Here is a 12,414-nt window from a genome sequence, read left to right as displayed (position 1 = left end):
CTGGGGATGGCGGAGCATCGTGTTGCCTTGATCGCTCCCAGCCACTGGCACTATCCGATGTATCGTCCGGCCTTTCTTGGGCCCGACGTCCGGATAGCGGGTATCTGGGATCCTTCTCCGCCGCTTGCCCGGCAGGTCGCGGCGGAGTTCGATGCGCCGGTATTCGCGACCGTGGATGAGCTGCTGAGCCGATCGGGAGCCGGGTTCGCGTTCGCTTTCGGTGCGCACGCGGACATGCCGGCCATTGCCAGCCGGTTGATCGATGGCGGCATGCCCTTTTCCATCGAGAAGCCCGCGGGGCTGCATGGTGACCACATCGCCGGCATTCGCCGCGCGGCCAGGCGCGCGGACGTATTCGTCTCGATTCCGTTCCACTACCGGCTGAGCGCGCTGGCCCGGGCCTTGTCGGCGACCCTGCCGCTGCCATCGCCGGATTTTCTCCATATGCAATGTTCCGTCCATGCCGGATCGCCGCTGCGGTTCGCCGATTCGTCGCCATGGCTGGTCGAGCCCGGGCGGGCCGGAGGCGGATGCCTGATGAACCTCGGCCATCATCCCATCGATCTGTTGTCGTGGATCACGGGCGCCGACGTGGTGTCCGTGCAGGCCACGCTGTCGGACAAGGCGTGGCGGCTGGCCGTCGAGGATCATGCTTCGCTGTCCCTGGTCTTGTCTGACGGGACGGTTGCCTCTCTCGAAACGTCGTACCGGCAGCCCGCGCGCGCGGCGGACTACATGGATTTCCATATCTCGCTTGCCCATCGCGCCTTCACCGCGAAGCGGGAGGGGGAGCGCCTGGCATTCCTGGACACCGCCTCCGGCGCTTCCCGGAGCGTCGATGGCGGGTGGCGGTTCAAGGACTACTTCGCCGACTACGTCCGCGCGACCCTGTCCCGTGCGCAGGCCGGCGCATCGCCCGTCGCCGGGCTGGAGGACCTGGAAAGGACCCAGCGGGTCATCGACGCGGCCTATCTGTCCGCGAAAACGGGGCGGTCCACGGTGCCGCAGCGTGTGGTTTCAATCGATTGAATGGAGCGGCGGCACAGCAGGCCGCCGATACGCATATGAGTCAAGCATCGACAGTCAGCCTCGTCACCGGCGCGAGCGGCGCCATCGGCGGCGCCATCGCCCGCCGTCTTGCCGCGCGGGGGCACGAGGTCATCAATCTTTCCCTGGCGCCGCCCGCCGAGGATCTTCCCGCCATTACCTATTGCGCCGATCTGACCGATCAGGCCGAGACGGCGGACATGCTGGCGACGATCGTCGCCCGGCACCGCGTGCGCAACCTCGTCAACAACGCGGGCTTCACCTATGTCCCCAGGCTGGAAGACCTGGACCTGGACCGGGCGCGGTCCATGTTCGAGATACACGATCGCGCGTCGCTGCAATGCATGCAGGCGCTGGTGCCCGGCATGCGGGCCCTGGGCGGAGGCCGGATCGTCAGCATCGGCAGCCGCATGATGCTGGGGCGGCCCGGCCGCGCGGTCTACGGCATGGTCAAGGCCGGGCTGCTGGGCATGACGCGCAGCCTTGCCCTGGAGCTGGCCCGGGACGGCATCACGGTCAACATGGTGAGTCCGGGGCCGATCGAGACCGACCTGTTCCGTGCCAACCATCCGCCCGGCGCGCCGCAGACCGAGGCGGTCCTGGCCGGCCTGCCTGTCGGCCGGATCGGCACGCCGGACGATGTGGCCCACGCGGTGCTGTTTTTTCTGGCCGCGGAGTCCGGTTTCGTGACGGGGCAGAACCTGTTCGTGTGCGGCGGCGGCAGCGTCGGAACCGCGGTTTTCTGACGCCAAGTCGTTTCCATCTGGCAGAAATCCCGGCTGCGGACCGGGCCCCAAGGCATATAGTCCCCCGACATATCGTTTCTTCCATTCTCCGGAACGAAACGGCGGACCAACGTAGAGGGGACATTTGGAGATGACACAGGCGGACGACATTCCGGTGCTGATCGTCGGCGCCGGCCCGGTCGGGCTGGGATTGGCGCTGGACTTATCCTGGCGCGGCATTCCATGCACGCTGCTGGAACAGCGCGACGGATCCATCAGCACGCCCAAGCTGGGCGCCGTGGGCGTCAGGACCATGGAGTTCTGCCGGCGCTGGGGCATCGCGCAGCGGGTGCGCGAGACGCCGTTCAATCCCGACTACCAGTTGGACATGGTGTTCTGCACCAGCATGACGGGACACTTCCTGGCCCGCCACGAGTATCCCAGCCTGCGCGACGACGCGCCGCCCGACGTGAGTCCGGAAAAAAAGTGGCGTTGTCCGCAACTGTGGTTCGACCCGCTGCTGACCCGCTGCGCGACCGAATACCCGTCGCTGGACCTGCGGTACTGGCACCGGTTGGAAGGTTTCGAGCAGGATGCCGATGGCGTCCGGGCCGACGTGATCGATTTGAAGACCGAGCGGCGTACGACGCTGCGCGCGCGCTACCTGGTGGCCTGCGACGGCGCGGGCAGCAACGTGCGCCGCGCCCTGGGCATAGGCATGGCGGGCACGCGGGCGCTGGACCACTCGGCCGCGCTGTTCTTCCGCTCCCCGGCCCTGACCCGCAGCCATGACAAGGGCGAGGCGGAACGCTACCTGTTCTTCGGCGCCGAAGGTTTCTGGGGCAACATCAGCGCCATGGACGGCCGCGAGCTGTGGCGCATGACGGTGGTCAGCAACGAAGCGCAGGTCGAACAGGTCTGCCGCGACGCCGAGTCCTGGGTGCGCCGGGGCATCGGCCGCGACGACGTGCCGTTCGAGGTGATCTCGGCCCTGCCGTGGCGCCGCAGCCAGTTGACCGCGGAGCGCTATGGCGACCGCCGCGTGCTGATCGCCGGCGATGCCGCGCACACCATGTCGCCCACGGGTGGTTTCGGCATGAACACGGGCATGGGCGATGTCGTCGACCTGGGCTGGAAGCTGGAGGCCATGTTGCGCGGCTGGGGCGGGCCCCGCCTGCTGGACAGCTACGAGGTCGAGCGCCAGCCGGTGGGCGAGCGCAACGTCAACGCGTCCGCGCACAATTACTTCGCGCTGAAGTCGGTCGAGGACGCCTCGGAGCTGCTGGAGGACTCCGCGCGCGGCGAGGCGCAGCGCGCGCAGGTCGGTGCCGCCATCGCCGAGGCCACGCACACCGAATGGGAAACGCTGGGCATCCACCTGGGATACCGCTACGAGGATTCGCCCATCTGCGTGCCGGACGGCACGTCCGCGCCGCCGGACCATCCGCGCTACTACACGCCCACCACCCGGCCGGGACATCGCGCGCCGCACGCCTGGCTGGATGACGGCCGCTCCACGCTCGATCTGTTCGGCCGGGGCTTCGTGCTGCTGCGCCTGGGGGCCGAGCCGCTCGATGCCGCGCCGCTGGTCGAGGCGGCCCGCCGCCGCGGGCTGCCGCTCACGGTCGTGGACATCGCCTCGCCCCGGGTGGCCGGGCTGTATGAGCGCCGGCTGGTGCTGGTGCGGCCGGATGGCCATTGCGCGTGGCGCGGCGATGCCTCGCCCGCCGATGCGGATGCCGTGATCGATGTCGTGCGCGGCGCCGCCCCGCGTACCGACGCGTCCCGATAAGCGCGGAAGGAGACATGCATGAGTCGTAAGCTGAGCCGGCGCCTCGCGCCGTGGATATTCGCCGCCGCCGGGGTGCTGGCGGGCGCGCAGGCGTGGGCTGCCTATCCCGATCGGCCCGTCCGGCTGATCGTGCCGTTCCCGCCCGGGGGCGCCAGCGACCAGGTGGGCCGGGTGGTGGCCCAGTACCTGGGGCAGAGGCTGGGGCAGACCGTGGTGGTGGAAAACCGTGGCGGGGCGGGTGGCGCGATCGGCGTGGCCGCCGCGGCGCAGGCCGCGCCCGATGGCTATACCCTGCTGCTGGGCACGGCCGAGTCCTTTGGCATCGCCGAGAACCTGACGCCGGGCCAGAACACGCCCGCGATCCGGGATTTCACGCCTATCGCCCTGGTCACGCGCATTCCGTCGGTGTTCGTCGTGAACCCCCAGGTGCAGGCCCGGACACTGATGGAGTTCGTGAACCTGGCGAAGTCCCAGCCCGGGCGCTACCACTTCGGCTCACCGGGCACGGGCACCAATGTCCACCTGATCGGTGAGATGCTGAAGGCCAGGTTCGGCCTGGACATCGTGCACGTGCCCTACAAGGGCGGCAGCCCGGCGGTGACCGACCTGCTGGGCGGGCAGATCGAGATGATGCCGTCGGCCGTGGCGGCGGTCGCGCCGCGGATCAAGGACGGGTCCCTGCGCGCGCTCGCGGTGACCAGCGCCGAGCGTTCGCCCATGCTGCCCGAGGTGCCGACCATGGCCGAGGCCGGCGTGCCCGACTTCGTCGCCGGCGGCTGGTTCGGCGTGCTGGCCCGCGCCGGCACGCCGACGGAAGCGGTGGCCAGGCTGGAGCGCGAGCTGGAGGCGGTGACCCGCATGCCCGAGTTCAAGGAGCGGATGGCCGGAATAGGAGGCGAAGGGAAAGCCTTGACCGGGCGGGCGTTCGGCGACTTCATCACCGCCGAAACCGCGCGCTGGCGCGACATCATCAGGACGGCGGGCGTCAAGGCCGACTGAGGGCGCAAGCGGCCCGGGGGGCGCGGTTCCGCGCCCGCCGGGCCTTCCCGCGCTACGGCCGGGGCATCACCGTCCCGCAGGACTTGCAGGTACGGAATTCCTCGCTGTCGAAGAAGCGCTGGTAGGCCTTGGACACGGGGTCGGCCTTGTAGTCCGCGACGTGGCAGGATTCCTCGTGCAGCAGCGTGTCGCAGCTGGGGCAGAACCACTGAAAGCGGTCGATCTCGTCCGGCTTGCGCTTGCGCTCCTGCACCAGCAGGTAGGCGTCGGGCGGGAAGCGCGGCGAATGCGGGATGCCCGCCGGCGTGTAGATGACCGACCCCTGGGGCAGCACGGCGATTTCTTCCTTGCCGTCGGGCGTGCGGTAGTGCAGCTTCATCTCGCCCTTGACCATGTACATCATCTCGTCGCTGGGGTTGATGTGGAATTCGCTGCGGTATTCGCGTCCGCGGGCCAGGAACACGAGGGACTCGGGTTCCTGCCAGAGCACGGCCACCCGCTTGCCGCTGGCGGCCAGTTCGTCGCCCTGTTTCATCAGGTCGACGATGGGCATCTTGAACATCGCGATCTCCTCAGCCGAAATAGGCGACGCAGTCGATCTCGACGCGCACGCCCGGGCGGTGCGGCGTGCCGCCTATGCAGGTGCGGGTGACTTTCTCGCCGCCCATGAAGGCGCGGAACTCCTCGTTGAACGCGGGAAAGTCCGCCACGTCGCGCAGGCACACCCGCATGTTGACGATGTTGGCCGCGGTGGCGCCGCCCGCCTCCAGCACCGCCATCAGATTCTGCAAGGTGCGCCGCGTCTGCTCGCGGATGTCGTCGGACACGACTTCCTTGGAAACCGGGTCCAGGGGACCCTGCCCCGATACGTAAAGAAAGTCGCCCGCCCGGATGCCCTGGGCCAGCGGCGAGGGCGTGCTCTTGTCGGTGAACCCGGTGACGGGGGCCTGCGCGGATTGCACGATGATCTTAGGCATGTTCGGACTCCTGGAAAAGATGGGTGGACTCCAGCGTTTGCGCGAAGTCGAGCACATCGTCGTCGCGGTATTTGCGGCCGACGATCTGCAAGCCGACGGGCAGGCCGTCGGCATCGGCGGCCAGCGGCATGGACAGGGCCGGCTGCTGGGTCAGGTTGAACGGGAAGGTATAGGGGTTGGCCAACTGCCAGTTGAAGGTCTGGCGGATGCGGTCGCGCAGCGGGTGGCTGTCGGTGCACAGCGCGCCCACCTTCGGCGCGCCGGCCGGGCTGGCGGGCGTCAGCAGCAGGTCGATGTCGGCGAAAGCCAGCGTGAGCTGGGTCGCGGTGTCGCGCAACTGGTTCCGCGCCCGGGCCAGGCGTTCGGCGCCATGGGCGGCGCCGCGTTCGCACAATTGTTGCAGGCGCGGATCGAGCCGCGCGCGCTGGGCGGACGTGGCGTCGACGAAGGATTCGTACAGGCGGTTCTCCCACAGGGCCCAGGCATTCTCGGCCAGCGACATCCAGTCCATGCGCAGGCGTACCACCGAATAGCCCTTGCGGCCCAGCCGCTCGGCCAGTGCCTCGATGGCCGATCCGACCCGGGCATCGAGCCCGGTATCGGGGCCGGCGTCGGTCAGGTAGCCGATGGCGGGCCGGCGCGGCGGCAGGTCCCGCGCACGCGCGTACAGGGAGTGAGGGTCCAGCAAATGCGGCCGGCCCATGACTTGCAGCGCCAGCCGGCAATCAGCCACCGTGCGGGCGATGGGGCCCAGGTGCGCGTATTCGGCGAAAGCGCTCAGGCGCGGACCCGAGGGAACGGCGCCGAAGGTGGGCTTGAATCCGACCAGCCCGCAGTACGAGGCGGGGATGCGGATGGAACCCCCGGCGTCGCTGCCCAGTGCCAGCGGGCCCCAGCCCTTGGCCACGTGCGCCGCCGCGCCCATGCTCGAACCGCCGGCGCTACGGCCCGGCGCCAGCGGGTTGCGCGTGATGCCGGTATAGGGCGACTCGGAATCGGCCAGCCAGCCGAATTCGGTCGTGGTGGTCTTGCCGAACAGCACCGCCCCGCCCTGGCGCAGCAGCGCCACGCTGGGCGCATCCGCGGCGGCGGGCGGCGCGCCGGCGGTCATGTTCGAGCCGCGCCGGGTCGGCCAACCGGCCACGTCCACCAGGTCCTTGATCGACACCGGCACGCCGTCCAGGGGCCCGATGGGCGTGCCGCCGCGCCAGCGCCGGGCCGAGGCCTCGGCGTCGCGCAGGGCGGCGTCGCGGTCCAGCACGCAGAAGGCGTTCAGGTCCCGGGCATCGTCGGCCACCGCGTCCATCAGCGCCGTGGCCAGGTCCAGCGGCGACAGCGCGCGGGCGCGGTAGGCCTCGTGCAGTTCGGCCGCCGTCTTCGACAGCCAGGCGGAGTCCGCTGCGGACATGGATAGGTCTCCTAGCGGGGTTCGATGGTCTCGAACTCGACGTTGGCCAGCCGGCCGTCGACCCGCTGGACCTTGCGCATGTAGACGCGCTGCTTGATGTCGCGCGTGGCGGCGTCGATCTCGATCGGGCCGCGCGGGCTTTCCAGCTTCACGCCTTTCATCGCGGCGATCAGCGCGTCGCCGTCGGTCTTGCCCTGGGTCTTGCGCAGGGCCTCGTAGATCAGGGCCATGCCGTCGTAGCCGGCCACCGCCATGATGTTGGGACGGGCCTGCTGGCCGCGCGCGGCCTTGAACGCCTGCACGAACTTCTTGTTCAGCGCCGAATCGTGGTCCATGGAATACGGATAGCCGGTCACCACGCCCAGCGGCGTGTCGCCCATCGAATCGATGGTGGGTTCGTCGGTGATGTCGCCCGTGCCTACCATGGCGGTGCCGCCCTCGGCCAGGTTGCGGGCCCGGTACTCGCGCATGAAGGACTGGGCCACGTCCGCGCCGTTCACGAAGGCGAACACCGCCGAGGGCTTGAGATCCTTGATCTTCTGCATGTAGGCCGAGAAATCCATGGTGCTGAGCGGCGTGCGCACCGAGCCCACCACCGTGCCGCCGGCCTTCTTGTACGAATCCATGAAGGCCGCCTCGACCTCATGGCCGGGCGAGTAGTCCGCCACCATTGAATAGGTGGTCTTGTATCCCTGCTTGATCATCCATTGCGAAATGGGCGGCACGATGGCCGGCAGCGAGAACGAGGTGCGCACGATGTAGGGCGAGGTGGACGGCAGGCTGCCCGAGGCGGCGTTCATGATCACCATGGGCTTCTTGGCCTCGGTGGCCAGCGGCGCCACCGCCAGCGCGTTGGGCGAGAACGCGAAGCCGGCGATGAAGTCCACCTTGTCGCGCACCACCAGTTCCTGCGCGTGGCGCTTGGCCAGCTCGGGGTTGGGCCCGCCGACGTCCTTGACGATGACGACCACCTTTTTGCCGGCCACCGTGTCGCCATGCTCTTTCAGGTAGAGCTGCACGCCCGTTTCCATCTGCTTGCCGAATTCCGCGAACGGACCCGACATCTCGCCGATGAATCCCACCTTCACGACGCCCTGCGCCTGGGCGCAGGCGGCCGCCATCAACGCGCCCGCGGCCAGCCCGCAGCGCAATCCCGCATTCTTACCTTTCATGATCAGACGACTCCTTGCCGTGAGAGCCGGCACTGGCTGCGCCGGAGATTCGAATCAGGAAACCGCGGCGCGATTGCCGACACCCAGCAACTGGTCGAGCCGTTCCGTGTCCGCGGCCAGCTCGGCGCTGGCGCCGGCATAGGCCACCACCCCGCGTTCGAGCACGATGGCGTGCTGCGACATGGACAGGGCCAGGACCGGATGCTGCTCGACGATGATGGCGGTCAGGCCTTCATCGGCGCACATACGGCGTACCGCCTCGGACAATTCTTCCACGATGATGGGTGCCAGGCCCTCCATCGGCTCGTCCAGCAGCAGCAACTGCGGATTGGTCATCAGCGCCCGGCCGATGGCCAGCATCTGCTGTTCGCCGCCGGAGAGCTGCCCGCCGTAGTTGCCGGCGCGTTCGCGCAGGCGTGGAAAGAGCCCGTACACGCGTTCGAGCGTCCAGTGCGTGCCGCGGGCGATCACTTCCAGGTTCTCGCGCACGGTCAGCGACGGAAAGACCTCGCGTTCCTGCGGTACCCAGCCGATGCCGCGACGGGCACGGTCGGCCGAGCGCAGGCGGGTGATGTCCTCGCCCAGCCACCGTATGCGGCCGCGCTTGACGGTGGTGTTGCCCATCAGCGTCTCGAGCAGGGTGGTCTTGCCCACGCCATTGCGTCCGAGGATGGCGAGGCTGCGGCCGCGTTCGATCGTGACCGACAGGTCGCTCAGCACGACCGCGTCGTGGTAGCCGGCCGTGAGGTTTTCGATTTGCAGGAAATCAGACACGCGAATTCCCCAGGTAGGCCGCCCGCACCTGTGGGTCGGCGGCGATTTCGGCGGGTGTGCCCTCCACCAGGACGGCGCCCGCCACCAGCACCGAGATGCGCTCGGCGAAGCGGAACACCAGATCCATGTCGTGTTCGATGAAGAGCACCGTCATTTCCCTGGGCAGCCCGGCGATCACCTCGAACAGCTCGCCGCTTTCGTCCTCGGGCACGCCGGCCGCCGGTTCGTCCAGCAGCAGGATGCGGGGCTTGGCGGCCAGCGCCAGCACGATTTCCAGCAGGCGCTGCTTGCCGTAGGGCAGCTCGGCGGTGTCGATGTGGGCGTATTGGGCGAGGTTGAACTGCTTGAGCAGCGCATGGGCCTCGTCGGCCACCCAGGAACAACTGCGCAGCGTGCGCCACCAGACCTTGCCCAGCGCCTCGCGCTCGGAGATGGCCAGCGAGGCGGCCTGCAGCGGCGTCAGGCGCGGGAACAGCGTGTTGATCTGGAAGGTGCGCACCAGCCCCCGGTGCACCCGCTTGTCCGCCGGCAGGTGGGTGATGTCGTCGTCATCCAGGCTGATGCGTCCCTCGGTCGGGCGCAATATGCCGGTCAGCAGGTTGATCAGCGTGGTCTTGCCGGCGCCGTTCGGGCCGATCAACGCCTGGCGCGAACCCGGTGCGATATCGAGCGTCACGCCGTTGACGGCGGTGAAGCCGCCGAAGCGTTTGGTCAGATTCCGGGTGCGCAGCGCGGGCGTCGCGAGGGTCGCGGTCGTCATGGGCGTTGCTCCCGTACCTTGAAGACCCGGGACAGCACGCCCAGCACGCCGCCGCGGCCGATCATGACCACCAGGATCAGGAAGATGCCGAGCCAGAACTGCCAGAACTTGGGATCGAAGTCGGAGAAGACGTCGTGCACGGTCATGTACAGCAGCGCGCCGATCAGGCCGCCGTACAGGCGCCCGGTGCCGCCCAGGATGAGGATGATGAGGATTTCGGCGGAACGGTTGAAGCTGAGCATCTCCAGCCCGACGAACTGGGTGGTCTGCGCCAGCAGCGCGCCCGCCACGCCGGCGATGGCCGCCGAGAAGCAATAGGCCAGGCGCAGGCGGGCATCCACGGGCGAGCCGATGGCCAGCATGCGCCGCCGGTTGTCGTGGATGCCGCGCAGCACCAGCCCGAAGGGCGACTTGAGCATCAGGCGCACCGCCAGGAACATCAGCAGCACGATGCAGAAGGTGTAGATGAAGGCCGTCTTGCCCCAGAGGTCGAAGCGGAACTGGCCGAGCACCGGCCACATGTCCACGCCTTGCAGGCCGTCGGCGCCGCCGGTGATGGGGGTCAGGCGGTTGGCCAGCTCGAAGAACAGCACGCATACGCCTATGGTGATCATCAGGCGGGTCAGGTCGCTGCCGCGCACGATCAGGTAACTGAGCATATAGCCCAGCATCGCGCACACCACCAGCGCCAGCACCAGCCCGGAGAACGGTTCGCCCCAGCCGTACTTGGCCAGCAGGCCCGCCAGGTATGCGCCGATGCCGAAGAACGCCGCATGGCCCACCGTCAGGATGCCGGCGTAGCCCAGGGCGATGTCCAGCGCGATTGCGAACAGGCCGGTGATCATGATCTGCGTGATGAGGACCAGCTTCTCGGGCAAGAGGAAGTAGGTCGAGGCCAGCGCCAGCCAGAACACCACTTCCAGCGCCACGATCTGGCGCGGATTCAGATTGAGTTTTGTCATGTCAATTTCCCATGGCGCCGCGTACTACTCGCATCGCATGCAACGGATGCCGCTGGATCCAGGACGCCGCGGATCCGGCTCTGCCGGTCCGCCAGCGTCGCCCCCTTGAGGGGGCGGCCGAAGGGCGTAGGGGGTGGGATTTCATACGAGCCCCTTCTTGGGGATCAGGCCGTGGGGACGGACAAGCAGCACGACCACCATGAATACGTAGATCAGGAAGGCGCCGAGTTCGGGCATGTAGTACTTGCCGCCCACGTCGACGATGCCCACCAGCACGGCCGCGACGAAGGGGCCGACGATGGTGCCGGCGCCGCCCACGCAGACCACGATCAGGAAATAGATCATGTATTTCAGCGGGAAGGACGGATCCAGGCCCAGCATGCCCAGGCCCAGCGCGCCGCCCAGCCCCGCCAGGCCGCAGCCGAACGAGAAGGTCAGGAAGAACAGCCGGTCGACCCGCACGCCCAGGCCCGCGGCCACGCGCTGGTTGTCCACCGCCGCGCGCACCATGGCGCCGTAGCGCGTCTTGTTGATGAGCAGCAAGAGCGCCGCCAGCACGACGAAGCCCACGATGATGAGGAACAGCCGGTAGGCGCCCACGTCCATGCCCAGCAGCGAGATCTGGCCGCGCAGCCATTCGGGCGCGGTGAAGGGCTGCATGGTGGGACCGAACAGGTAGGTGCCGCCCGCCACGAAGACAAACACGATGCCGATGGACAGGAGCACGTGGTCGAGCGGATGCGCGCGGTACAGCCGGCGGAAGAAGACGAATTCCAGCAGCGCGCCCACCACGGCGGCGCTGATGAAGGCCAGTGCCAGGCTGGCGACGAACGGTACCTGCAGGCGGCTCATGGCCAGCGCGGCCACGTAGCCGCCGACCATGGCGAAGGCGCCGTGGGCGAGATTGACGAAGTTCATCAAGCCCATCGTGATCGACAGGCCGACTCCGATCAGGAACAGCAACATACCGTAGGCCAGGCCGTCGAAGATTACGATGCCCATGTGTGCTTCCAGGTGACGTGCGGGGGGACGATGGCGGCCTGGACGAAGGCGGGCCGCGGAGTGCGGTTAGGGCAGTTCATGATCTCCTGCAGATCGCTCCGCCGCGGGGACCATGGCAGACCGGCAAGACGGTTCCATGTCGGGTCCTTCTGGGCGGTGTTGCTATTGTCCGCGCCCGGCCGCGGCCGAAACAGCCGCATATGCTTTTTTACCGGCCTAAAAAACTTATGCCGGTCCGTCCGCGGGAAAGCGGGCGGACCGGGTGCGTGCCGTGCTACTTGATCTTGCCGGGATCCTTGACGGCGTCGAGATGGGAGAACTCGATGTTGTACAGGTGGTTGCCGCGGCGTTCGACCTTGCGGATGTAGATGTTCTGCACGATGTCGCGCGTTTCCGGATCGATCATGACGGGACCGCGCGGGCTTTCCCACTTGGCGCCCTTCATCGCCTCGACCGCTTTCGTGCCGTCGATCTTGCCGTTCAGCTTCTTGATGGTCTCGTAGATCAGCGCCATGCCGTCATAGCCGCCCACCGCCATGAAGTTCGGACGGATCGAGGTGCCGAACTGCGACTCATAGCCCTTGATGAACGCCCGGTTCTTGGCCGAGTCGTGGGCGGCCGAATAGTGGAACGAGGTCGTCAGGCCCAGCGCCACGTCGCCCATGCTGTCCAGGAACATGTCGTCGGTGCCGTCGCCCGTGCCCAGCGCCTTGATGCCGGCCTGCTCCAGGCCGCGCTCGCGGTAGGCGCGCAGCATCAGCACCGACAGCTCGCCCGAGGGAAACCACAGGAACGC

Annotated in this window: 13 protein-coding genes; 4 read left to right on the top strand and 9 right to left on the bottom strand. The window is 68.1% G+C overall.

The genetic code is table 11. From position 1 onward, the window contains the following. The first annotated feature begins 6 nt into the window (after window positions 1–6). The 4 genes from AC1Q6E_RS16795 to AC1Q6E_RS16780 all read left to right on the top strand — a co-directional run bounded on the left by AC1Q6E_RS16795 (window position 7) and on the right by AC1Q6E_RS16780 (window position 4,563). Window positions 7–1,029 (top strand): Gfo/Idh/MocA family protein, encoded by a 1,023-nt coding sequence (locus AC1Q6E_RS16795; protein WP_152798303.1) that lies wholly within the window; start codon window positions 7–9, stop codon window positions 1,027–1,029. 35 nt (window positions 1,030–1,064) lie between these two features. After that, window positions 1,065–1,793 carry an SDR family oxidoreductase gene (locus AC1Q6E_RS16790; RefSeq protein ID WP_152798302.1) on the top strand — a complete coding sequence of 243 codons (729 nt, stop codon included), beginning with the start codon at window positions 1,065–1,067 and terminating at the stop codon, window positions 1,791–1,793. 130 nt (window positions 1,794–1,923) lie between these two features. Continuing rightward, window positions 1,924–3,564 (top strand): FAD-dependent oxidoreductase, encoded by a 1,641-nt coding sequence (locus AC1Q6E_RS16785; RefSeq protein ID WP_492573139.1) that lies wholly within the window; start codon window positions 1,924–1,926, stop codon window positions 3,562–3,564. An 18-nt stretch (window positions 3,565–3,582) separates the two neighbouring features. Then, window positions 3,583–4,563, top strand: a complete 981-nt coding sequence (locus AC1Q6E_RS16780) for a Bug family tripartite tricarboxylate transporter substrate binding protein (protein ID WP_492573138.1) — start codon at window positions 3,583–3,585, stop codon at window positions 4,561–4,563. 52 nt (window positions 4,564–4,615) lie between these two features. Here the strand turns inward: AC1Q6E_RS16780 and AC1Q6E_RS16775 are convergent, their stop codons facing one another. From AC1Q6E_RS16775 to AC1Q6E_RS16735, 9 genes are all read right to left on the bottom strand, one after another. Further along, the gene (locus tag AC1Q6E_RS16775; protein WP_152798299.1) at window positions 4,616–5,125 is read right to left on the bottom strand and encodes a 3-hydroxyanthranilate 3,4-dioxygenase; all 510 of its coding nucleotides are present in this window, start codon (window positions 5,123–5,125) and stop codon (window positions 4,616–4,618) included. Between the two features lie 10 nt (window positions 5,126–5,135). Then, window positions 5,136–5,540, bottom strand: a complete 405-nt coding sequence (locus AC1Q6E_RS16770; protein ID WP_296554920.1) for a RidA family protein — start codon at window positions 5,538–5,540, stop codon at window positions 5,136–5,138. Next, on the bottom strand, window positions 5,533–6,948 hold the full coding sequence (locus tag AC1Q6E_RS16765) for an amidase (RefSeq protein ID WP_492573137.1): 1,416 nt from the start codon (window positions 6,946–6,948) through the stop codon (window positions 5,533–5,535). Before AC1Q6E_RS16765 ends, AC1Q6E_RS16770 begins: the two co-directional genes overlap by 8 nt. 11 nt (window positions 6,949–6,959) lie before the next feature. Further along, entirely contained in the window at window positions 6,960–8,120 is a 1,161-nt protein-coding gene (locus AC1Q6E_RS16760; RefSeq protein WP_152798296.1) for an ABC transporter substrate-binding protein, read from the bottom strand. A 54-nt stretch (window positions 8,121–8,174) separates the two neighbouring features. Next, window positions 8,175–8,894 (bottom strand): ABC transporter ATP-binding protein, encoded by a 720-nt coding sequence (locus AC1Q6E_RS16755; RefSeq protein WP_296554923.1) that lies wholly within the window; start codon window positions 8,892–8,894, stop codon window positions 8,175–8,177. Beyond that, window positions 8,887–9,654 (bottom strand): ABC transporter ATP-binding protein, encoded by a 768-nt coding sequence (locus AC1Q6E_RS16750; RefSeq protein WP_492573136.1) that lies wholly within the window; start codon window positions 9,652–9,654, stop codon window positions 8,887–8,889. Before AC1Q6E_RS16750 ends, AC1Q6E_RS16755 begins: the two co-directional genes overlap by 8 nt. Next, window positions 9,651–10,616, bottom strand: a complete 966-nt coding sequence (locus tag AC1Q6E_RS16745) for a branched-chain amino acid ABC transporter permease (protein WP_296554924.1) — start codon at window positions 10,614–10,616, stop codon at window positions 9,651–9,653. The genes AC1Q6E_RS16750 and AC1Q6E_RS16745 overlap by 4 nt, the downstream gene beginning before the upstream one ends. 141 nt (window positions 10,617–10,757) lie before the next feature. After that, the gene (locus AC1Q6E_RS16740; RefSeq protein ID WP_152798293.1) at window positions 10,758–11,618 is read right to left on the bottom strand and encodes a branched-chain amino acid ABC transporter permease; all 861 of its coding nucleotides are present in this window, start codon (window positions 11,616–11,618) and stop codon (window positions 10,758–10,760) included. Window positions 11,619–11,892: 274 nt separating this feature from the next. Beyond that, on the bottom strand, window positions 11,893–12,414 hold a 522-nt coding region (locus AC1Q6E_RS16735), incomplete at its 5' end, for an ABC transporter substrate-binding protein (RefSeq protein WP_492573135.1).

The organism is Pigmentiphaga sp. MLSB6-MA01, assembly GCF_058793475.1.
The sequence above is the reverse complement of the archived record's forward strand: the minus strand, read 5'-3'. Positions and strand labels throughout refer to the sequence as shown.

Coding starts and splice junctions, on each gene's coding strand:
- AC1Q6E_RS16790 (WP_152798302.1), top strand. CDS start 1,065: ATGAGTCAAGCATCGACAGTCAGCCTCGTCACCGGCGCGAGCGGCGCC.
- AC1Q6E_RS16765 (WP_492573137.1), bottom strand. CDS start 6,948: ATGTCCGCAGCGGACTCCGCCTGGCTGTCGAAGACGGCGGCCGAACTG.
- AC1Q6E_RS16770 (WP_296554920.1), bottom strand. CDS start 5,540: ATGCCTAAGATCATCGTGCAATCCGCGCAGGCCCCCGTCACCGGGTTC.
- AC1Q6E_RS16775 (WP_152798299.1), bottom strand. CDS start 5,125: ATGTTCAAGATGCCCATCGTCGACCTGATGAAACAGGGCGACGAACTG.
- AC1Q6E_RS16740 (WP_152798293.1), bottom strand. CDS start 11,618: ATGGGCATCGTAATCTTCGACGGCCTGGCCTACGGTATGTTGCTGTTC.
- AC1Q6E_RS16745 (WP_296554924.1), bottom strand. CDS start 10,616: ATGACAAAACTCAATCTGAATCCGCGCCAGATCGTGGCGCTGGAAGTG.
- AC1Q6E_RS16795 (WP_152798303.1), top strand. CDS start 7: ATGGCGGAGCATCGTGTTGCCTTGATCGCTCCCAGCCACTGGCACTAT.
- AC1Q6E_RS16785 (WP_492573139.1), top strand. CDS start 1,924: ATGACACAGGCGGACGACATTCCGGTGCTGATCGTCGGCGCCGGCCCG.
- AC1Q6E_RS16780 (WP_492573138.1), top strand. CDS start 3,583: ATGAGTCGTAAGCTGAGCCGGCGCCTCGCGCCGTGGATATTCGCCGCC.
- AC1Q6E_RS16760 (WP_152798296.1), bottom strand. CDS start 8,120: ATGAAAGGTAAGAATGCGGGATTGCGCTGCGGGCTGGCCGCGGGCGCG.
- AC1Q6E_RS16750 (WP_492573136.1), bottom strand. CDS start 9,654: ATGACGACCGCGACCCTCGCGACGCCCGCGCTGCGCACCCGGAATCTG.